Origin of the sequence: Citrobacter sp. wls718, assembly GCF_005280945.1 — a bacterium.
Taxonomy (GTDB): domain Bacteria; phylum Pseudomonadota; class Gammaproteobacteria; order Enterobacterales; family Enterobacteriaceae; genus Citrobacter; species Citrobacter gillenii.
Genome location: NZ_SZWV01000076.1, coordinates 1 through 21819, shown reverse-complemented (window position 1 = coordinate 21819; position 21819 = coordinate 1). Strand labels below are relative to the sequence as shown.

Annotated in this window: 23 protein-coding genes and 1 riboswitch; of the genes, 15 read left to right on the top strand and 8 right to left on the bottom strand. The window is 53.1% G+C overall.

All coding sequences use genetic code 11. The features are described from left to right. Positions 1-300 precede the first annotated feature (300 nt). Positions 301-1401, top strand: coding sequence for a sodium-potassium/proton antiporter ChaA (gene chaA / locus FDW95_RS14900; RefSeq protein ID WP_115258290.1), 1101 nt, complete (start codon positions 301-303; stop codon positions 1399-1401). 105 nt (positions 1402-1506) lie between these two features. Here the strand turns inward: chaA and kdsA are convergent, their stop codons facing one another. The 6 genes from kdsA to hemA are packed head-to-tail and all read right to left on the bottom strand — an operon-like array spanning position 1507 to position 6811. Then, entirely contained in the window at positions 1507-2361 is an 855-nt protein-coding gene (kdsA, locus tag FDW95_RS14895) for a 3-deoxy-8-phosphooctulonate synthase (RefSeq protein WP_096756770.1), read from the bottom strand. A gap of 35 nt (positions 2362-2396) precedes the next feature. Continuing rightward, complete coding sequence (gene sirB1, locus FDW95_RS14890) at positions 2397-3206, bottom strand: invasion regulator SirB1 (protein WP_096756769.1); 810 nt, start codon at positions 3204-3206, stop codon at positions 2397-2399. A 2-nt stretch (positions 3207-3208) separates the two neighbouring features. Beyond that, positions 3209-3601: an invasion regulator SirB2 gene (sirB2, locus tag FDW95_RS14885; protein ID WP_096756768.1), complete on the bottom strand. Its 393-nt coding sequence runs from the start codon at positions 3599-3601 to the stop codon at positions 3209-3211. After that, positions 3598-4431 (bottom strand): peptide chain release factor N(5)-glutamine methyltransferase, encoded by an 834-nt coding sequence (gene prmC, locus FDW95_RS14880; protein ID WP_115258289.1) that lies wholly within the window; start codon positions 4429-4431, stop codon positions 3598-3600. The genes sirB2 and prmC overlap by 4 nt, the downstream gene beginning before the upstream one ends. Next, a complete protein-coding gene (prfA, locus tag FDW95_RS14875; protein WP_115258288.1) occupies positions 4431-5513 on the bottom strand; it encodes a peptide chain release factor 1 in 1083 nt (360 codons plus the stop codon). Before prfA ends, prmC begins: the two co-directional genes overlap by 1 nt. 41 nt (positions 5514-5554) lie before the next feature. Further along, complete coding sequence (gene hemA, locus FDW95_RS14870; protein WP_115258287.1) at positions 5555-6811, bottom strand: glutamyl-tRNA reductase; 1257 nt, start codon at positions 6809-6811, stop codon at positions 5555-5557. Between the two features lie 211 nt (positions 6812-7022). Between hemA and lolB the strand changes: the two genes are divergently transcribed. The 12 genes from lolB to FDW95_RS14810 all read left to right on the top strand — a co-directional run bounded on the left by lolB (position 7023) and on the right by FDW95_RS14810 (position 18828). Then, the gene (gene lolB / locus FDW95_RS14865) at positions 7023-7646 is read left to right on the top strand and encodes a lipoprotein insertase outer membrane protein LolB (protein WP_096756764.1); all 624 of its coding nucleotides are present in this window, start codon (positions 7023-7025) and stop codon (positions 7644-7646) included. Continuing rightward, the gene (ispE, locus tag FDW95_RS14860; RefSeq protein ID WP_115258286.1) at positions 7643-8494 is read left to right on the top strand and encodes a 4-(cytidine 5'-diphospho)-2-C-methyl-D-erythritol kinase; all 852 of its coding nucleotides are present in this window, start codon (positions 7643-7645) and stop codon (positions 8492-8494) included. The genes lolB and ispE overlap by 4 nt, the downstream gene beginning before the upstream one ends. Before the next feature lie 266 nt (positions 8495-8760). Next, positions 8761-9708, top strand: a complete 948-nt coding sequence (gene prs / locus FDW95_RS14855) for a ribose-phosphate diphosphokinase (RefSeq protein ID WP_001518537.1) — start codon at positions 8761-8763, stop codon at positions 9706-9708. A 124-nt stretch (positions 9709-9832) separates the two neighbouring features. Further along, positions 9833-11512, top strand: coding sequence for a C4-dicarboxylic acid transporter DauA (gene dauA, locus FDW95_RS14850; RefSeq protein ID WP_115258285.1), 1680 nt, complete (start codon positions 9833-9835; stop codon positions 11510-11512). Between the two features lie 106 nt (positions 11513-11618). Beyond that, a complete protein-coding gene (locus tag FDW95_RS14845; protein WP_115258284.1) occupies positions 11619-12161 on the top strand; it encodes a GNAT family N-acetyltransferase in 543 nt (180 codons plus the stop codon). Between the two features lie 216 nt (positions 12162-12377). Beyond that, positions 12378-12605, top strand: a riboswitch (cobalamin riboswitch). Between the two features lie 200 nt (positions 12606-12805). Then, a complete protein-coding gene (locus tag FDW95_RS14840; protein ID WP_115258283.1) occupies positions 12806-13858 on the top strand; it encodes an ABC transporter substrate-binding protein in 1053 nt (350 codons plus the stop codon). Positions 13859-13923: 65 nt separating this feature from the next. Further along, positions 13924-14988, top strand: a complete 1065-nt coding sequence (locus FDW95_RS14835) for an iron ABC transporter permease (RefSeq protein WP_115258282.1) — start codon at positions 13924-13926, stop codon at positions 14986-14988. Further along, entirely contained in the window at positions 14985-15806 is an 822-nt protein-coding gene (locus tag FDW95_RS14830; RefSeq protein ID WP_115258281.1) for an ABC transporter ATP-binding protein, read from the top strand. The genes FDW95_RS14835 and FDW95_RS14830 overlap by 4 nt, the downstream gene beginning before the upstream one ends. Before the next feature lie 18 nt (positions 15807-15824). After that, complete coding sequence (locus FDW95_RS14825; protein ID WP_115258280.1) at positions 15825-16265, top strand: pseudoazurin; 441 nt, start codon at positions 15825-15827, stop codon at positions 16263-16265. A 26-nt stretch (positions 16266-16291) separates the two neighbouring features. Further along, entirely contained in the window at positions 16292-16840 is a 549-nt protein-coding gene (gene petA / locus FDW95_RS14820; protein ID WP_115258279.1) for a ubiquinol-cytochrome c reductase iron-sulfur subunit, read from the top strand. A 1-nt stretch (position 16841) separates the two neighbouring features. After that, the gene (locus tag FDW95_RS14815; RefSeq protein WP_115258278.1) at positions 16842-18014 is read left to right on the top strand and encodes a cytochrome b N-terminal domain-containing protein; all 1173 of its coding nucleotides are present in this window, start codon (positions 16842-16844) and stop codon (positions 18012-18014) included. 4 nt (positions 18015-18018) lie between these two features. Beyond that, positions 18019-18828, top strand: coding sequence for a cytochrome c1 (locus FDW95_RS14810; RefSeq protein ID WP_115259932.1), 810 nt, complete (start codon positions 18019-18021; stop codon positions 18826-18828). Positions 18829-18874: 46 nt separating this feature from the next. Here the strand turns inward: FDW95_RS14810 and ychH are convergent, their stop codons facing one another. Then, positions 18875-19153: a stress-induced protein YchH gene (gene ychH, locus FDW95_RS14805; protein ID WP_045443721.1), complete on the bottom strand. Its 279-nt coding sequence runs from the start codon at positions 19151-19153 to the stop codon at positions 18875-18877. 274 nt (positions 19154-19427) lie between these two features. On the opposite strand from ychH, the gene pth reads away from it, so the two are divergent. Together pth and ychF are read left to right on the top strand one after the other, a co-directional pair. Beyond that, the gene (gene pth / locus FDW95_RS14800) at positions 19428-20012 is read left to right on the top strand and encodes an aminoacyl-tRNA hydrolase (RefSeq protein ID WP_046275292.1); all 585 of its coding nucleotides are present in this window, start codon (positions 19428-19430) and stop codon (positions 20010-20012) included. Between the two features lie 115 nt (positions 20013-20127). Then, the gene (gene ychF / locus FDW95_RS14795) at positions 20128-21222 is read left to right on the top strand and encodes a redox-regulated ATPase YchF (RefSeq protein ID WP_096756754.1); all 1095 of its coding nucleotides are present in this window, start codon (positions 20128-20130) and stop codon (positions 21220-21222) included. Positions 21223-21309: 87 nt separating this feature from the next. On the opposite strand, the gene FDW95_RS23205 is transcribed toward ychF, so the two are convergent. Beyond that, positions 21310-21819 (bottom strand): hypothetical protein (locus tag FDW95_RS23205; protein ID WP_170973003.1); only part of this gene is annotated, 510 nt, incomplete at its 5' end.

Below are 21819 nucleotides of genomic sequence, written 5' to 3'. Positions count from 1 at the left end.
ATTCACTGGCTGCATGCAAGGCAACAAAGGCTCAACGGCACTTTATATCCTGTACTGATGGCGCGATCGGTACCGACATGTTGCTCGTTATGAGTGTCAATATTTGTGCACCATTAAAACTAACACCTTGTTATTTAAATCGTCTCTAAACAAGATAAATGATTATATTCACTTTGAAGCAAGAAACGGGCCACGCCGTAAAATTACGTAAAAACAGATCGGAAATACCGAGATATCTGTTATTTTTTACATTCTTTAATACATTTATAATTATAAATACCTGCAGAGATGGAGAAGTGAATGACACATGCACATGAGGCGGTAAAAACCCGCCACAAGGAGACCTCGCTCGTCTTCCCGATTTTGGCGCTGGTAGTTCTGTTCTTATGGGGGAGCAGTCAGTCACTACCAGTGGTTATCGGCATTAATGCGCTTGCCTTGGTGGGTATATTAAGCAGTGCATTTAGCGTTGTACGTCACGCAGACGTATTAGCCCACCGACTCGGTGAACCCTATGGTTCCCTGATCCTGAGCCTGTCGGTGGTTATTCTTGAAGTCAGCTTAATTTCTGCATTAATGGCAACGGGCGACGCCGCGCCGACCCTGATGCGCGATACGCTCTATTCAATCATTATGATTGTCACCGGTGGTCTGGTCGGTTTTTCATTACTGTTAGGCGGGCGTAAATTTGCCACCCAGTATATGAATCTGTTTGGTATTAAACAGTATTTGATCGCCCTGTTCCCGCTGGCCATTATTGTGCTGGTGTTCCCGATGGCATTGCCGGGCGCGAATTTCACCACTGCACAGGCGCTACTGGTGGCGTTAATTTCTGCCGCAATGTACGGCGTATTTCTTCTGATTCAGACAAAAACGCACCAGAGCCTGTTTATTTACGAACACGAAGACGAGGGTGACGACGACGACCCGCACCACGGTAAACCGTCAGCGCACAGTAATATGTGGCATGCGGTTTGGCTTATTGTCCATTTAATTGCGGTTATCGCAGTGACCAAAATGAACGCCAACCCACTGGAGACGCTGTTAACGGAACTGAATGCGCCGGTTGCGTTCACTGGTTTCCTTGTCGCATTGCTGATCCTCTCTCCTGAAGGGCTGGGTGCGCTGAAAGCGGTGCTGAGCAATCAGGTACAGCGTGCGATGAATTTGTTCTTCGGCTCCGTGCTCGCCACCATTTCGCTGACAGTTCCGGTTGTAACGCTGATTGCGTGGGCGACGGGCAACGACCTGGTGTTTGGCTTAGGTTCGCCAGAGATGATTGTGATGGTTTCTTCGTTGGTACTGTGCCAAATTTCCTTCTCGACCGGGCGCACGAACGTGCTTAACGGTGCGGCACATCTGGCACTGTTTATCGCCTATCTGATGACGATCTTTGCTTGATTCATAAAAAAGCCGGATGCGACGCAAAGCGTCATATCCGGCCTACAGTGATTTTTGCGTCGTAGGCCCGATAAGCGTAAGCGCCATCGGGCACACAAGCCAAACTTAGTTCTCAGTATCCAGTTCGTCGAAGCTTTTCACCAGATCATCAACCGCTTTGATCTGGGTGAGGAACTGTTCCAGCTTCGCCAGCGGCAGCGCGGAAGGTCCGTCACATTTCGCATTGGCCGGATCCGGATGTGCTTCAATGAACAGACCCGCCAGACCCACCGCCATACCGGCACGCGCCAGTTCAGTCACCTGCGCACGACGACCGCCGCTTGCAGCACCGAACGGGTCACGGCATTGCAGCGCGTGGGTAACGTCAAAAATAACCGGTGAGTTACCGGAAACTTTCTTCATCACGCCAAAGCCCAGCATATCCACAACCAGGTTGTCGTAACCGAAGTTTGCGCCACGATCGCACAGAATAACCTTGTCGTTGCCGCCTTCATGGAATTTATCCACGATATTTCCCATTTGACCAGGGCTTACGAACTGCGGTTTTTTGACGTTGATAACGGCACCGGTTTTCGCCATCGCTTCAACCAGATCGGTCTGGCGAGCGAGGAAGGCCGGAAGCTGAATCACGTCCACAACGTCAGCCACAGGCTGCGCCTGGCTGGCTTCATGCACGTCGGTGATCACTTTTACGCCAAAGGTTTGTTTCAGTTCCTGGAAGATTTTCATCCCTTCTTCAAGGCCCGGACCACGATAAGAGTGGATGGAAGAACGGTTGGCTTTATCAAAGGAGGCTTTGAACACGTAAGGGATACCCAGTTTTTGAGTAACGGTTACGTAGTGCTCACAAATGCGCATCGCCAGATCGCGGGATTCCAGCACGTTCATGCCGCCAAACAGCACGAATGGCAGGTCATTTGCCACGTTGATGTCGCCAATGCTAACCACTTTTTGTTTCATAGGATCGCCTTAAACAGTAGGTAAAGTGTCATTAATCAATGCAATACAATATGCTTGTGCGAAATAGTATTTATCTGCGCACGGATCATTTCGCTGATCGGGTCTTCCGGACACTGCTCAACGAAATAACTTAAATCGGTTAACGCAACATGTTCACATTCCAGCTGCGCGTAGATCAATCCGCGATCGCGTATTTCATACGGATCTTCAGGATTAAACTGCAATAAGGCTTCACTGGCGCGCAGTGCCAGCTCCATTTGCCGTTCTTCCATCAGCGATGATTTCAGCGTGTCGAGCAGTTTGCGGATCACTTCCGCGTTATCCGCCTCATCGAGATCTTCGTTAAACAGCTCAGCTACCGGGCTGATATTGCCCTTTAGCCACACTTCCAGCGTGTGCTCATTTAACGTTTCGCCATTGAACGGGTTAATCAACCACATTTCGCCTTCCAGTGATTCAATGCGCAGGATTAACTGCGTCGGGAAAATCACCGGCACCAGAGGCAGATCCAGCCGATTGGCCAGCCATAACAAGATGGCGCCAAGCGACACCGCGCTGCCCTGACGATTTTTCAGGACCTGGTCGAGCCAAAGTGCATCAGAAAGACGATAGACGCCGCGGGTATCCGTAAACCCCCAGTCGCCGTAAAAAAGTGCCAGCAATTTTTCCAGTTGCTCATCCTGAGACAGGAGCTGGCTAATTTCTTCATGCGCGAGGCTGGCCAGACGTTCCAGTTCGTCGTAGACAGATTGCGTAGGGAAATCCAGGCGGATAGACTCCGATGCCAAGATCATCCCATCGCACAATGGCGCTTTATTAAATTCGAAATCAGCTAACGACCTCATGATTACCCCAGTAACGGTATTTTTGTGGTGGCGAGTTTAATGATGATGTACAGCACCACCAGCGCCAGCGGAAAGGCGATTAAACGCGCCTGCTGGCTGCGCGCCCGACGATAATCGAGCGCAATAAAACCCAAAACGATGTAAATGATAACCCCAAACAGCTTTTCAGTCAGCCATGTCCCCTGTTCGGTGAATGGCAGGATGTGCGTTTTAGCGATCAACGCTACGCCGCTGAGTAACAAAACGGTATCAATGACCGGCGGAGCAATCCGCGTCCAGCGCGCTGACGCAAGGCGTGCTTGCGTGTAACGCCACCAAAAACGCAGCGTGAGCAGCCCCACGGACAGCGCAATGCTAATAAGATGTACGCCGAGCAACAGGCTGAAGGTGGTCATGCAGCGAGGCGCCCGAGCGTAATGCGCTCGTTGCCGCCGTAATCACGACAGGTTTCGACCGCCTGGTATCCACCGCGCGTAAACGCGTCACGCACCGCCGGTCCCTGCTGCCAGCCGTGTTCCAGTAGCAAATAACCGCCAGGGGTTAACATGTGTTTAGACTGTTCGATGATATGCACGATATCCGCCAGGCCATGATCGCCGGCCACCAGCGCGGTCAGCGGCTCAAAACGTACATCGCCTTGTGCCAGATGCGGGTCCTGCTCATCAATGTACGGTGGGTTACTGACTATCATGTCGAACTGCTGCCCCTGTAAAGCGCTGAACCAGTCGCTTTGAAGCACGCGCACATTGTTGATGCCCAGATGCTGCGTATTGCGGATCGCCAGCGCCACGGCGTCTGGCATCCGATCAACCGCCGTCACGTCGCAGTCCGGGCGCTCGGAAGCCAGCGCCAGCGCAATAGCGCCCGTACCGGTCCCCAAATCCACAATGCGGCACGCAGAGGCAGGCAGGCGTGCCAGCGCCTGCTCGACTAAGCATTCGGTGTCCGGACGTGGAATAAGCGTCGCCGGTGACACGAACAGCGGCAGCGACCAGAACTCGCGAACGCCGGTTAAGTGCGCCACCGGCTCTCCCCGTTGACGACGCGCCACCAGCGCGTTCAGCTGTTCCTGCTGTGCCACGGTTAATACCGTTTCACCAAACGCCAGAATAAAGGTACGCCCTTTGCCGGTAACGGTCTCGAGTAAGATCTCGGCGTCGCGGCGCGGGCTTTCGCTGTCCTGTAATTGGGCTATTGCTTCACGCAACCAGTGCTGATAATCCATTAATCCTGCTCGGACAACGCCGCCAGCTGGTCGGCCTGGTATTCCTGGACAATCGGCTCAATGAGCATATCCAGTTTCCCTTCCATCGCTTCGTCCAGACGGTAGAGCGTCAGGTTGATGCGGTGATCGGTTACGCGACCCTGTGGGAAGTTATAGGTACGGTTACGATCGCTGCGATCGCCGCTGCCTAACAGGTTGCGGCGCTCGGAGGCTTCCGCCTGCTGGCGTCGCGCCACTTCGGCGGCACGAATACGTGAGCCCAGCACCGACATCGCTTTAGCTTTGTTTTTGTGCTGTGAACGTTCGTCCTGACATTCAACCACAATACCGGTCGGTAAGTGGGTAATACGAATAGCCGAGTCGGTGGTGTTAACGTGCTGACCACCGGCCCCCGATGAACGGAAGGTATCAATGCGCAGGTCAGCCGGATTGATGTCCGGCAGTTCCGCTTCCGGCAGCTCAGGCATCACCGCGACCGTACAGGCAGAGGTATGGATACGTCCCTGAGATTCGGTGGCCGGAACGCGCTGTACGCGATGACCGCCGGACTCGAACTTCAGTCGACCATACACGCCATCGCCGCTCACTTTGGCAATAATTTCTTTATAGCCGCCGTGTTCACCTTCGTTGGCGCTCATGATCTCCACGCGCCAGCGGCGAGATTCAGCGTAACGGCTGTACATACGGAACAGATCGCCTGCAAACAGCGCCGCTTCATCGCCGCCGGTTCCGGCACGCACTTCAAGAAACGCATTACGTTCGTCATCCGGATCTTTCGGCAGCAGTAGCACTTGCAGATGCTGTTCCAGCTGTTCACATTTTTCTTTTGCTTCGCGCAGTTCATCCTGCGCCATCTCACGCATTTCAGGATCGTCGAGCATCATCTGTGCTGTTTCGATATCATCCTGAACCTGTTGCCAGTCCGTGAAACAGCGAGAAACATCGCTTAACTGGGCATATTCGCGCGACAGCGCACGAAAGCGATCCTGGTCTGCGATGGTTCCCGCATCGCCGAGCAGCGCCTGAACTTCTTCATGGCGTTCATGCAGGGCTTCCAGTTTGGCAACGATAGAAGGCTTCATAGGCGTAAATGCACCCTGTAAAAAATAAGATTGGTGTGCTGCTACTCCAGCCCGAGGCTGTTGCGCAGAATATTCAGGCGTTCACTATCCCCGTCACGGGCAGCCTGTTGAAGAGATTTGGTTGGTGCATGGATCAGGCGGTTAGTCAGTTTCCAGGCCAGATCTTGCATAATGGCTTGCGCATCACCGCCCTGTTGAAGAGCAGCCAACGCTTTGGCGGTCAGTTCATCACGCACTTGTTCTGACTGACTGCGATATTCGCGGATGGTGTCACTCGCGCTTTGGGCGCGGAGCCAGGCCATAAATTCGCTGGTTTCCTGCTCGACGATCGTTTCGGCTTCCACCGCCGCCGCTTTACGCTGCGCCAGATTGTGCGAAATGATGCTTTGCAGGTCGTCAACGCTGTACAAGTAAGAGTTCGACAGTTTGCCGACCTCCGGCTCAACATCGCGCGGTACGGCGATATCGACCAGCAGCATCGGCTGATTGCGGCGGTTTTTCAGCGCGCGCTCCACCATCCCTTTACCGATAATCGGCAGCGGGCTGGCGGTAGAACTGATAATGATATCGGCGTCCTGTAAACGTGCGTCGATATCACTCAATGAGATCACCTCAGCGCCGACTTCGTCTGCCAGCACCTGCGCACGTTCACGCGTACGGTTGGCGATGATCATCTTCTTCACTTTGTGTTCGCGTAGATGACGCGCCACCAGTTCGATGGTCTCACCTGCGCCAACCAGCAGTACGGTTACCGTGGACAGCGATTCAAAGATTTGTCGCGCCAGCGTACAGGCCGCAAAAGCAACGGACACGGCACTGGCGCCGATGTCGGTTTCGGTGCGGACACGTTTGGCGACGGAGAACGATTTCTGGAACATGCGCTCCAGCGCACTGGCGTTCAGGTGGCCTTTTTGCGAATCCGCAAAGGCTTTTTTCACCTGGCCGAGAATTTGTGGCTCGCCGAGTACCAGCGAATCCAGGCCGCTGGCAACCCGCATCAGATGGCTGACGGCGTCGTTGTCCTGATGCCAGTAAAGGCTGCTGCGCAGTTCTTCTTCATTCAGATTATGGTATTCGCACAGCCAACGGATCAGCGCCTCTTGCAGGTTATCCTGCTCTTCGACGCTGAGATACAGCTCCGTGCGGTTACACGTCGACAGCACTACCCCGCCTTGCACCATTGGCTGCGCAAGCAGGCTGTCCAGCGCCTGATCGAGCGTATCCGGCGAAAACGTTACGCGTTCTCGCAGCGATACAGGTGCCGTTTTATGGTTAATACCAAGCGCTAAAAGGGTCATGTGTGCGGGAATAGTACCAGCGTTGATAAGGTTAGACTGCGGGCATCATACAGGATGCGTGCGGCCAATAAAAGAGACTGCCCCCTTTTGGAGTAATAGCTTAGTGCACAAATTTTAGTGATTTAAGATAACGTGAACGTAGACGAGGTCAGATGGCGGCGCTAGCATTAAGAACTATAACTGCAACGTATCTCAAGGATTTGTCATCATTATGACCCTGCCTGATTTTCGCCTGATCCGCCTGCTGCCGCTGGCAAGCCTGGTCCTCACCGCCTGTACACTCAATGCGCCGAAAGGTCCTGGCAAAAGTCCGGACTCCCCGCAGTGGCGTCAGCACCAGCAGGAAGTGCGTGCGCTGCACCAGTATCAGACGCGCGGCGCGTTTGCCTACATTTCCGAACAGCAGAAGGTCTATGCCCGCTTCTTCTGGCAGCAAACCGGTCAGGATAACTATCGTCTGCTGCTGACCAATCCGCTGGGCAGTACCGAACTGGAACTGAAAGCCCAACCGGGCAACGTCGAGCTTGTCGATAATAAAGGCAAGCATTATACCGCCGATGATGCCGAAGAAATGATTGGCAAACTGACCGGGATGCCGATTCCGCTCAATAGCCTGCGTCAGTGGATCCTCGGTCTGCCGGGCGATGCCACCGATTACAAACTTGACACGCAGTACCGTCTGAGCGAAGTCAACTACAGCCAGAACGGTAAGCGCTGGAAAGTGGTGTACAGCGCCTACGACAGCAAAACGCAGCCAGCGATGCCCGCAAACATGGAACTGTCCGACGGCGATCAGCGCATTAAGCTGAAAATGGATAACTGGATCGTGAAATGATGACCCACTGGCCCTCTCCGGCAAAACTGAATCTGTTTTTATACATCACCGGACAGCGTGCGGATGGTTATCACACGCTGCAGACGCTGTTTCAGTTTCTCGATTACGGCGATGATATCCGCATTGAGTTGTGCGATGACGGCGACATTCATCTACTCACCCCGGTTGCGGGTGTGGAGCATGAAGATAACCTGATCGTGCGCGCCGCGCGTTTGCTGATGAAAACTGCCGCAGAAAGTGGACGCTTGCCCGCCGGGCGCGGCGCGGCCATCAGCATTGATAAGCGCCTGCCAATGGGCGGGGGTCTGGGCGGAGGCTCCTCGAATGCCGCAACGGTTCTGGTGGCGCTGAACCACCTCTGGCAGTGCGGGCTGTCCGTCGATGAACTGGCAACCATCGGATTAACTCTGGGTGCCGACGTGCCGGTATTTGTACGCGGACACGCGGCCTTCGCCGAGGGGGTGGGAGAAATTCTCACGCCGGTCAATCCACCGGAAAAATGGTACCTGGTTGCTCATCCTGGCGTCAGTATTCCGACGCCGGTGATTTTTAAAGACCCGGAACTCCCGCGCAACACGCCAAAAAGGTCAATAGAAACGTTACTAAAATGTGAATTCGGCAATGATTGCGAGGTTATCGCAAGAAAACGTTTTCGCGAGGTTGATGCGGTGCTTTCTTGGCTGTTAGAATATGCGCCGTCGCACCTGACTGGTACAGGGGCCTGTGTCTTTGCTGAATTTGATACAGAGTCTCGTGCTCGCCAGGTGCTTGAGCAAGCCCCGGAATGGCTCGAAGGCTTTGTGGCGAAAGGTGTCAACCTCTCCCCATTGCACAGAGCGTTACTCTAAATCATTCGGGTTTCAGGAAGATGGCGAGATGACGAATCGCCAGGAGCATACAAAAGTATGTGACTGGTGTGAGGAATTGATGCCAGCGCACATGAAACGCGAGAGATAACGAGTAAGCCGGGCAAGCTGAGTTGCGGTGACAACGTCACCCCGTTCCAGACGTTGCATCGCGCTCTTTAATACACCGCCTGGAGAGGATACTGCCTGGCCCGCACAGTTTTCGGCAGATTCTTTCCACCAATGGACGCATGCCTGAGGTTCTTCTCGTGCCTGATATGAAGCTTTTTGCTGGTAACGCCACCCCGGAACTAGCACAACGTATTGCCAACCGCCTGTACACTTCACTCGGCGACGCCGCTGTAGGTCGCTTTAGCGACGGCGAAGTCAGCGTACAAATTAATGAAAATGTACGCGGTGGTGATATTTTCATCATCCAGTCCACTTGTGCCCCTACTAACGACAACCTGATGGAATTGGTCGTTATGGTCGATGCTCTGCGCCGTGCTTCCGCAGGCCGTATCACCGCCGTTATTCCTTACTTCGGCTATGCACGCCAGGATCGTCGCGTACGTTCCGCTCGTGTACCGATTACCGCAAAAGTCGTCGCTGACTTCCTGTCAAGCGTTGGCGTTGACCGCGTCCTCACCGTTGACCTGCATGCTGAACAGATCCAGGGCTTCTTTGACGTACCGGTTGATAACGTATTCGGTAGCCCAATTCTGTTAGAAGACATGCTGCAGCTGAACCTGGACAACCCGATTGTGGTTTCTCCAGACATCGGTGGCGTCGTGCGTGCCCGCGCTATCGCTAAGCTGCTGAACGATACCGATATGGCTATCATCGACAAACGTCGCCCGCGTGCGAACGTTTCTCAGGTGATGCACATTATTGGTGACGTTGCAGGTCGTGACTGCGTCCTGGTTGATGACATGATCGATACCGGCGGTACGCTGTGCAAAGCAGCAGAAGCGCTGAAAGAACGTGGTGCCAAACGCGTATTTGCTTACGCAACTCACCCGATCTTCTCAGGCAATGCGGCAAACAACCTGCGCAACTCGGTGATTGATGAAGTCGTGGTTTGTGACACCATTCCACTGACCGACGAAATCAAAGCACTGCCGAACGTGCGTACGTTGACCCTGTCGGGTATGCTGGCCGAAGCGATTCGTCGTATCAGCAACGAAGAATCCATCTCTGCTATGTTCGAGCATTAATCGAGCCCGGCTCAAAAACCCGCTGCGGCGGGTTTTTTTATCCGTTTTATTTATTTGTATGATTTATGCCAACTTCAACTATCATTTTCTAGATAGATGATGCGCTCATGGATGAAACATTATTGTGAACAGACTATTTTCCTCACATGTGATGCCTTTCCGCGCCCTCATCGACGCTTGTTGGAAAGAAAAATATACCGCCTCGCGCTTTACCCGTGATCTGATCGCCGGGATAACCGTGGGCATTATTGCTATCCCGCTGGCAATGGCGTTGGCAATTGGCAGCGGCGTTGCGCCACAATACGGCCTGTATACCTCAGCCGTTGCCGGGATTGTTATCGCCCTTACCGGTGGTTCACGTTTTAGCGTCTCCGGTCCTACCGCCGCCTTCGTGGTGATTTTATATCCGGTGTCGCAGCAGTTCGGGCTGGCAGGTCTGCTGGTGGCTACGCTGATGTCCGGGATCTTCCTGATCCTTTTCGGCCTCGCCCGATTTGGCCGATTGATCGAATATATCCCGGTCTCCGTTACCTTAGGCTTTACCTCAGGTATCGGTATCACCATCGGTACCATGCAGATTAAAGATTTTCTCGGTCTGCAGATGGCACACGTCCCGGAACACTACCTGCAAAAAGTGGGTGCGTTGTTTATGGCCCTGCCGACCATTAACCTTGGTGATGCCGCCATTGGCGTAGTCACGCTGGGGATCCTGATTTTCTGGCCGCGTCTGGGGATCCGCCTGCCTGGTCATCTTCCGGCGCTGCTGGCCGGTTGTGCGGTAATGGGCATCGTGAACCTGACCGGTGGCCATGTCGCGACCATCGGTTCTCAGTTCCACTACATTCTGGCGGATGGTTCGCAGGGCAACGGTATCCCGCAACTGCTGCCACAGCTGGTGTTGCCGTGGGATATGCCGGGGTCGGACTTTACGCTAAGCTGGAGTTCATTACGGGCGCTGTTACCGGCAGCCTTCTCGATGGCGATGCTCGGCGCGATTGAATCCCTGCTGTGCGCTGTGGTGCTCGACGGGATGACCGGCACCAAGCACAAAGCCAACAGCGAGCTGGTGGGTCAAGGGCTGGGGAATATCGTCGCGCCATTCTTTGGCGGCATCACCGCCACCGCCGCAATTGCCCGCTCTGCGGCTAACGTTCGCGCCGGGGCCACCTCGCCCATTTCTGCGGTGATCCACGCGATTCTGGTGATCCTCGCCCTGCTGGTATTAGCTCCGTGGCTTTCCTGGCTGCCACTTTCCGCCATGGCGGCCCTGCTGCTGATGGTGGCGTGGAACATGAGTGAAGCCCATAAAGTGGTGGATCTGCTGCGTCACGCACCGAAAGACGACATCATCGTGATGCTGATGTGTATGTCGCTGACCGTACTGTTCGATATGGTGATCGCCATCAGCGTCGGTATCGTTCTTGCCTCGCTGCTGTTTATGCGCCGCATTGCGCGCATGACGCGCCTGGCACCGGTTAACGTAGACGTACCGGACGATGTGCTGGTGCTGCGCGTGATTGGCCCACTGTTCTTTGCCGCAGCGGAGGGATTGTTTACCGATCTCGAAACGCGTATTGCAGGCAAGCGCATCGTGGTACTGAAGTGGGATGCCGTCCCGGTACTGGATGCCGGTGGTCTGGACGCCTTCCAGCGTTTTGTTAAACGACTGCCGGAAGGCTGTGAATTACGTATCAGTAATCTGGAGTTCCAACCGCTACGCACCATGGCGCGTGCGGGTATCCAACCCATCCCCGGCCGTCTGGCGTTCTTCCCGAACCGTGACGCCGCACTGGCTGATATTTAACGTTTAGTGATGGCCGGCAGGCTTTGCTTGTCGGTCACTCTTCACTTCTGCAATCCCCGCTGAGTTGCTATTATCATTTCCCCTACTCCTGATAATACCCACAACAATGAACCCTAATGCTACGTATACCTTTCGCGAAATTACCGAGTCGGATATTCCCGCCGTTCAGTCATTTATTATCCGTCATTTAAATCTCTATTTTCAGGCTAACAGGCCCACTCCACGTCCTGACGAAGACATATTAGATTTACGTTCACACTACCTGCACCACCCCCGAAATCTACTGCTCGGCGCGTGGGATGCACACCAGCAACTTATCGCTACGCTGGCAGTGTGTCAGTACGATGACAGAATCATGGCATTGCGCGGGCGCTATGATTTAGCCAACACCGCAGAAATTTGCCGCTGTTACGTGGAACAGGAACACCGCCGTCGAGGTATAGGCCGCCAACTTATGACACTGGCAGAAGCATATTGTCAGCATCAGCAATATAAAACGCTCTACTTGCATACCCATCATTTTTTACCCGGCGGCTATCAGTTTTGGTGCAACAATCACTTTAACGTGTTCCTTGATGAAGGTGGCGAGCAACAAATTGTCCATATGGAAAAACACATTGAAAAATGTGATGTGGCGCAGATTATTTAATAAGCGTGTATTTCTCGCTATTCATTTTATTCTTTTTCAACGCCACATCGTTAATTGATCAACATCAAATAATTCTCATTTAATTTACCAAATATTTATTATCTTCGGCACATCACAATGAACTATTAAAGATTAACCACATGATTTAAAAGGAATTAAAAATAACAATTAAATACTACCTACTTATTACAGCGGTTGACGCAATATTAGCATACCGATACAGTCCGCTCCGACAGTATTTCAAAGCGCAGTCATGCTTTTGAAACGGAATATGGTGCGGATGATTTCTCTCTTATGCCATAGCTGCCCCCGCAACTGTAAGCGGATGCTGAATATCTCTGTGTAGTGATGATTCACTACAGGTCACTGTAAAATATTTTTATGGGAAGGCCGATATTCTGATTACCGTAAGCCAGGAGACCTACTGTCATGGTTTTATACATTGAGTGGACGGGATGGTCCATGGGGTGATTTATTTGACGAATGAACAAAATTGATTCCTGATCAAACTGGCAACAATATGTTTTATTTTCATATTATTTTGCCTGAATGTCATGATGAAATGTCATCTATCGTCATGCGCCTGTCCCGCGAAATAAATAATGACCAGACGCTGAAGCGCTGGCATCAACGGGACAATGATAATGTATTCTGTTTTTACCTCTGCTTATTGCAAATATTCACTTCTGGCGCTGACCGGCGCGGCACTCTTCCTGACCAGTAATATGGCGACGGCGGCAAAGACGCAATATCCGCTGACTATCAAAAATTGTGGTCGCGATATTACCTTTAATAAAGCCCCGCAGCGCGTGACCACAGTGGGTCAGAACAGCACTGAAATCCTCTATTCTTTGGGTCTGGCCGATCGCGTTGTAGGCACATCGCTGTGGTTTGGCCCGGTTCCTGAACAGTACAAAGCGGCGAATGACAAGATTGCAGTCATCGCGCAAAACATACCCAGCTTTGAAGGCATTATCGCCAAAAAACCAGACCTGGTTGCCAGCCAGTTTGAATGGCAGATTGGCCCCGCGGGGACGGTTGCCTCTTATGAACAATTCAGTGAACTCAACGTTCCGGTTTATACCGCCCCTGCCGATTGTGCAAAAGACAATGAAGACGGCGGCGATGGTGTGCGTAAAGGCATGTTTGATATCGCCATGGTCTACCAGGAAGTTGCCGATCTGGCCAAAATCTTCGATGTGCAGGACAAGGGCGATGAGCTGATAGCCAGCCTCAAAGCCCGTGAGGCTGCAGCCAAAACGAAGATCACCGGCATGGAGAATAACGTTTCTGCCGTCTTCTGGTTCTCCAGCGCCGATCTGCAGCTTGATCCGTATGTTGCCGGTAAATTTGGCCCCGCCGCGTGGATCGCACAAACCCTCGGGGTAAAAAATGTCATTGATTCTGCGGAAGAGTGGCCGACTGTCGGCTGGGAAACCATTGCCAAAGCCAGTCCATCGGTGATTGTTCTCGGCGAGATGGGCCGTCGCCGTTTCCCGGCGGATGACTGGAAAGTCAAAATGGAATACCTCAAGTCTGACCCGGTTACCCGTCTTATCCCGGCGGTGAAAGACAACCACCTGCCGGTGATTGATGTCCAGACCATGAATGCGGGCATCAGAACCCTTGACGGGCTGGAAAAACTCGCCGATGCGCTGGTGCAATACGGTCTGGCACACCCGCAGGCCACTCATTAATCCTTGTCGCGCGTGATGTCATGCACGGGCATCACGCGCTTTCGCACTCAGGAAAGCCATCAACAATGAGCGAATTACGCAGGACGCGTCGGGCGATGAGTCAGTTTACCCAGCGAACGCTGCTGCACAGCCTGTGGGTCAGCGTGGTGATGTGCGGGGTGCTGCTGGCGGGGATCTCCATCGGTGAGACGTTTATCCCGTGGCAGCATGTCACCCACACGCTGGCAAACCACCTGTTTGGCAGCCAATATCCGGTAGACGCGCTGGATGCTGGGATCATCTGGAACTACCGCCTGACCCGTGCGCTGGTCTCTGCCTGCTGCGGTGCCTGTCTGGCCGTTTCCGGCGTGGTGCTGCAATCACTACTGCGTAATGCGCTGGCCGAACCTTATCTGCTGGGGATCTCGGCCGGGGCATCGACGGGAGCGGTGCTGATCGCGCTGACCGGGTTGGGTGCGGGGATTATCAGCATGTCGCTCGGGGCGTTTATCGGCGCGCTGACGGCATTTCTGTTTGTCGCACTGCTGGCCGTGGCCGCAAGGGGTAAAAACGGGTCCGCCACCACGCAAATTATTCTCGCCGGGATCGCCAGCTCGCAGCTGTTCAATGCCATTACCTCGCTCATCATTACCCGTTCGGCCAATGCCGAACAGGCACGCGGCATTATGTTCTGGCTGCTCGGCAATCTGAGCGGCGTACGCTGGCCCGATGTGGTACTGGCCATCCCGACCGCGCTGGTCGGCATCATCGTCTGCTTTTGCTACGCCCGCCATCTGGACGCATTTTCATTTGGCGCCGAGTCAGCGGCCTCGCTGGGCATCCCGGTTAAACGCACTCGCGGCGTACTGATTACCGCGGTGACGGGGATGACCGCCATTATGGTGTCGATTGTCGGGGCCATTGGCTTTGTTGGACTGGTTATCCCTCACGCTGCGCGTTTACTGGTGGGTAATCAGCATCACCGCTTGCTGCCCGTCAGCGCCCTGATTGGTGCCATTTTTCTTATTGTCGCGGACGTCATTTCACGCACCTTACTACCAGGGCAAGTACTGCCTATTGGGGTGATCACTGCGCTGGTTGGCGCGCCCGCATTTTCGATTATTTTGATCCGAGGGAACCCGAGCAAATGACGGTTAACCCACGTTTTACCACGCCGCTACGCGCGGTAAATACCGCCAACGATGTGGTCTGCGCTCAACATCTGCACTGGGAGGTGAAAGGCAAGGCCATCGTCAATGATGTCTCTTTTCAGGTCGCACCCGGTGAGTTTGTGGGCATTATCGGCCCCAACGGTTCGGGGAAAACGTCGCTCATTTCCCTGCTGGCCGGTTTACTCAAGCCCTCCAGCGGCAGCGTTTCGCTTAACCGCAAAGATATTCGCCGCTACTCACGCCGCCATCTGGCGCAAAAGGTCGCCCTGGTTGAACAGCAGGCGGAAACCAGCGAGCGTCTGACCGCCATCCAGGCCGTGTCCCTTGGCCGCACGCCGTGGTTAAGTCTGCTGTCGCCGTGGTCACGGACCGACGACGTTATCGTGCAGACGATGCTGGAGAAAGTCTCCCTGCAAAACGTCCAGCATCGCTGCTGGCATACCTTCTCCGGCGGCGAACGCCAGCGCCTGCATATTGCCCGGGCGCTGGCACAACAGCCGCAGGTATTGCTGATGGATGAGCCAACCAATCATCTCGACATCCAGCATCAAATTGGCCTGCTTAACCTGGTTAAACGCGAAAAACTGACCGTGATTGCCGCCCTGCACGATCTGAATCATGCCGCGATGTTTTGCGATCGCATCATGGTGATGACAGCGGGACGACTGGTCATGCAAGGCTGCCCTGCAGCTGTCTTCACCCGAGAAAATCTTAACAACTGGTTTGGCATAGATGCGATTGTCGAACGAGCTGCTGATGAGGCGAGCTGCTTTATTCGCTACCAACGGCCAGCGTAAATATCACAAGGAACCGCAATGAAATGTATTAAACAACGTTTACTCATCCTGTGCCTGTGCGCGTTCACCTCGACGGCGTTCGCACAAACGTATGAAGTGCTGATGAAAAACCGCGGTACCGGCGGACCGATGGTCTACGAGCCGGATTTTCTGGCGATCCAGCCGGGCGATAGCGTGAAGTTTGTTCGCAAGCACAAAAGCCACAATGCGGCCTCAATTGCCGAGCTGTCTCCTGCCGGGTACCCCGGTTTCATCGGCAAAATCGATGAGGAGATTGAAATCAAATACGACACAGCAGGCTTCTACGGCATCAAATGCTCACCGCACTATGCGCAGGGGATGATTATGCTGATCAAAGTCGGCGACGCCGTTTTACCCGGCAGCTACCGCGCGTTTAAAGCCCCCGGCCTTGCCGATAAACGCTTTCAGGACATTTATACCCGCATTGAGAAACCCTGACAGCGCAATGAATAGAGGAGACGGCGGTGAATAAAAAAACGGACAGTGAGGCAATCCACACCCAGCGACGCGATTGCCTGTGTAAGTTGACAAAATTTGTCGGCGCTGCGGGGGTGACCGCAGCCGTCTGGCCACTCATTTCGGCGCTAGGGCCGGACGATAAAACCGTGGCAGAAAATGAGCCGGTGGATGTCTCTCTTGCGGGAGTAGCGGCTGGACAGACGGTGAAACGAATCTGGCAGGGGAAACTGATCCTGATTCGCCACCGTACGCCAGACGAGGTCACGGCGGCGCAGCAGGCCGACACCCGACTGTTGCTCGACCCGCAGGCAGACAGCGAGCGGGTCACGGCGGCGCATCCGCAGTGGCTGATCGTTCAGGGTTACTGCCCGCATGCCGGATGCGTGCCTAACGCCAACCCCAGCGGTCAGGGCTGGATTTGTCCGTGTCACGGCTCAGAGTTTGACACCTCCGGGCGCGTGACGCGGGGTCCGGCCACGGTAAATTTGGCGATCCCCGACTATGCCCTGGCCGCCGATGGTCTGAGTGTACGCCTTGGCACAAAAGAGGCCTGACATGAACGCAACGTCCCCGACAGCACCCCAGCGTCATGTGCAATTTCGCCTTCCGTTCCCCCGCTCCATTACCGGCGTGTGGATCTTTGCCGTCGGCATCATCTTGCTGGTCATGCTGGGCGTGCAAATTCTCTCCGGCATCGTGCTGGCAATGTTTTATGTGCCCACGGCAGATTCCGCGTTTGATTCCATTGTGCATATTATGCGTGCGGTCAGGCAAGGGGAGCTGGTGCGTAATCTGCACGCCATTGGCGCCTCGCTTTTTTTCTTCGCCTGCTACCTGCATATCTTTCGCGCAATGTATTACAACGTATACCGCAAACCGTATCTGAAGATGTGGGCCATCAGCGTAACGCTGTATGTGCTCCTGATGATCACCGCATTTCTCGGCTATAGCCTGATTTGGGGGCAAAAAAGCTATTGGGCCGCCACGGTTATCACCAGTTTCGCCCGCGCAATACCGTTCGTTGGCGATACGCTGTACACCTTTTTTGTCGGCGGGTATGCGCCCGGCACGCCGATGTTAGGCCGTTTTTATGTGCTTCACTTTATTATCCCCTTCGCCATTGTTGCGATGACGATATGGCATGTGCGTACCGTCCAGTCAGCGTTCGCCCACGCGATGAAAAAAACGTTCACCGCCCGCGAGTCGCAACGTCTGCTGTTTGATTTTCGCGTCACCGAACGCGATGCCCTCAAGCTGACACTGTTTTTAATGCTGTTTGCGTGGTTCTTATTTTTTGCGCCGCACTACCTCAGCAGTGCCGATAACTTTATCCCCGCCGACCCGACGGTCACGCCCGCCGTTGTCGCGCCCGAGTGGTATTTTCTGCCCTTCTTCTCCATTCTGCGCTGTTTTCCCAATGAGCTGGCGGGCATTGCCGCCATGTGCGCATCGGTGCTGATCTTCTATTTGTTACCCTGGCTGGATACCTCCCGCGCACGGTTTCGCCATTACAGCAAATGGATCAAACTCGGTTTCTGGATCTGGGTCGGTAATGTGTTCTTATTAGGCTGGCTGGGTTCAAAAGCACTGGTCGGGCCCGACCTGCTGGACGGATTGAGTAACGATGACGGCTGGATCCGTGCCGCGTCTCAGCTTTCAACGCTTATCTATTTCGCATGGTTTCTGCTTGTGATGCCGTGTCGACGCTTACTGGAAAAACAGGACTGACATGATGGGACGATGGTTAACCTTTGCGGCCCTGAGCCTGGCGTCACTCTTCAGTCATGGGTATTGCGCGCCGCTTCCGCCCCCGCAGCCGTGGGTATTTAGCGGTGTGAACGGCGCTCACGACACTGAACAGTTACGTCGTGGTTTACAGGTTTACGAAGAAAAATGCCGGGCCTGCCACGGTATGAAATATCTCACCTTCAAAGAGCTGACCCAACCTGGCGGGCCGCAACTCACGCAAGCAGAAGCCAAAGCGCTGGCCAGCGGCTATCTGTTTGCAACGATTGAGGACGACGGACAACCGGGTGAACGTGACGGCAATCTGAACGATGTCTTCGCCTCCCCTTATCTGAACGATCAGGAAGCCAAATACCTCAACAATGGCGCACTGCCGGTGGATCTCAGCTATATCGTGCGGGCACGAAGCTACAATCGCGGGTTTCCGCAGTTTATCCTCGATGCGTTTATTCCCTACACTGACAGCGGTGCGGATTATATTTATGCGCTGCTGACGGGTTATTTACCCGACGATCCTGAGATGAAGGCAAACCGGTATTTTCCTGGTGGGATAATCAATATGCCAAAGCCGCTGGCAGATGGTGAGATTACCTGGTCCACGCAGTCTCATCTGCCACAAACCGAGCAACAGTACGCGCGCGATGTCACCGCGTTTCTGGCATGGGTTGCCGATCCGCAGCTGGCGTCAAGAAAACATCAGGGAATGTATGTGATGGGGTATCTGGCGGTGGTTGTGGCATTATTAGCACTATTACTGCGAATTCAGTCCCGCTCGCGCAAAAGCAAGACGAACTGAAAACCAGTCAGCGTAAGGCTGGCTGGTCTGCAGACAATGTCACGGTTTAGCTATGGCGTTGGCTATTATTACGACGACAGCGTTTGTCGTAATGGCGAACCCACCAGTAGCGGTCGCTGATTTGTTCGTGACCGCCAACGCGAGCCCCCGCCAGCCAGAGCACGCCGCCAACAAAAATACTGAGCACGGCACCGTGTGCAAAAAATTGTGGCAGGTTAAATTGCGGCAGCTGATTTAAGATTGAATAGCCCACACCGACAACCATCACCACCAACCCTAAAGCCATGAGCACGTTACCGAGTAACGAAGCGTTTTTGCGTTTCATGTGTCACCTCCGGAACTTTGGGTTGCTACAGGGAATACCCCTAATCCTTATGTGTAAAGTATAGACAACACTGCCGCTCGCAAGTGCGCCTGTGATCACAATTACAAACACTCATGCAACAAAACTTTACAAATAACCCACTGAACACACTCATTTTCTAATAGTCCAGCGAGGCAATTATTCATTTTTTGCCGGTACGCACGCAGTTTTTTGTCAAGCGCGCCGCCAGACAGTAAACTACACGCCGGTTATGGACACACTCAGGACAAAATACGTGACGATTAAATTGATTGTCGGTCTGGCAAATCCCGGCGCTGAATATGCGGCTACGCGACACAATGCCGGCGCATGGTACGTCGATTTACTGGCAGAGAGATTACGCGCCCCCCTGCGCGATGAGCCGAAATTCTTCGGTTACACCTCCAGAGTGACGCTCGAGGGTGAAGATGTCCGTCTGCTGGTGCCAACCACATTTATGAATCTGAGCGGCAAAGCAGTCAGCGCGATGGCCAGCTTTTATCGGATCAATCCTGATGAGATTTTGGTCGCCCACGACGAATTAGATTTGCCCCCCGGCGTTGCCAAGTTTAAGCTCGGCGGCGGCCACGGCGGGCATAATGGCCTGAAAGACATCATCAGTAAGTTGGGCAATAACCCGAACTTTCATCGCTTACGCGTTGGAATTGGTCATCCCGGCGATAAAAACAAAGTTGTCGGTTTTGTTTTAGGCAAGCCGCCTGTTTCAGAACAAAAGTTAATTGATGAAGCCATCGACGAAGCGGCGCGTTGTACCGAGATATTGTTCAAAGACGGCCTGACCAAGGCAACCAGCCGGTTACATACCTTTAAAGCACAATAAGCAGCGATGTGCGGCATTTTTCCCGCGTGCTGTGTATAATAGGCAAAGTTATTTACTTTTCTACAATCTGTTTTCCATAACAGGTTGAATATCAAAAGATTAAGGTGATTTAAACATGGGATTCAAATGCGGTATCGTCGGTTTGCCAAACGTAGGCAAATCCACCCTGTTCAACGCGCTCACCAAAGCGGGTATTGAAGCGGCTAACTTCCCGTTCTGTACTATTGAGCCGAACACTGGCGTTGTACCGATGCCCGATCCGCGTCTGGACCAGTTGGCTGAGATCGTCAAGCCGCAGCGTATTCTCCCGACTACTATGGAATTCGTCGACATTGCCGGTCTGGTAAAAGGCGCATCCAAAGGTGAAGGTCTGGGTAACCAGTTCCTGACCAACATCCGCGAAACCGAAGCGATCGGTCACGTGGTACGCTGCTTTGAAAACGACAATATCATTCACGTTAATAACAAAGTGGATCCGGCTGACGATATCGACGTCATTAATACCGAGTTGGCACTGTCTGACCTGGATACCTGCGAACGCGCGATTCACCGCGTGCAGAAAAAAGCCAAAGGCGGCGACAAAGACGCTAAAGCCGAGCTGGCCGCGCTGGAAAAATGCCTGCCGCATTTGGAAAATGCCGGGATGCTGCGTTCACTGACCAACCTGACGGACGAAGACAAAGCTGCCATCAAATACCTGAGCTTCCTGACCCTGAAGCCAACCATGTATATCGCCAACGTTAACGAAGACGGTTTTGAGAACAACCCGTACCTCGATAAAGTGCGTGAAATCGCGGCAGCTGAAGGTTCTGTGGTGGTTGCCGTGTGTGCGGCAGTTGAATCCGATATCGCCGAACTTGACGATGCCGATCGTGAAGAATTTATGGCTGAGCTGGGCATTGAAGAACCCGGTCTGAACCGCGTGATCCGCGCCGGTTACGAGCTGCTGAACCTGCAGACCTACTTCACCGCTGGCGTGAAAGAAGTCCGCGCGTGGACCATCCCTGTTGGCGCAACCGCCCCGCAGGCTGCCGGTAAAATCCACACCGACTTCGAGAAAGGCTTTATCCGCGCGCAGACCATCGCATTTGAAGACTTCATCACCTACAAGGGTGAGCAAGGCGCAAAAGAAGCCGGTAAGATGCGTGCAGAAGGTAAAGATTACATCGTCAAAGATGGCGACGTAATGAACTTCCTGTTCAACGTTTAAGCCCTGCTTTAGGATGGCATTGCCCTGATGGTCTGAAAAAAATCCACGCAGTTGCGTGGATTTTTTTATAGAATGAAATTAAAACGGTTACGCTTTTAACTTATTTTCAATCAACGCCATAAAATAAGATGTATCGCTAACCGTATCTTGTTTCTTACTGTGATCGGCTTCATCAATGAGCTTCATATACTCGATCAAATGGCATTCTTCGAATTTAATATTCATTTTTTCGCGAAAAGTATTCAATTCATCAAGGCGTTCTAATCTCCTAGCATAGAGTTTTAAACGTTCATTTTGCCGCGTTAATCCTAATGTACGGTCAAGAATTAATGGAAAAAGTGTTAGAACGAGAAATGTGAGAACACCATAAAAAACCTTAAATTCAGTGTTATAAATATACAAAAACAAAAAAATGGAATAGATAATTAGTACCATATGAGCAATGAATTTGTAAGTTTCTTTATGAATCTTAACCATTTTATTTGCAGCCGGTAAAGTATACTCTCTGTTAAAAAAATACCATTGAGCAAACAACACAGCAGTCAAAAAAACTACTGCTAGGAGTAGATAACCTCTAGGGAAGGTGCGAACAAGTTC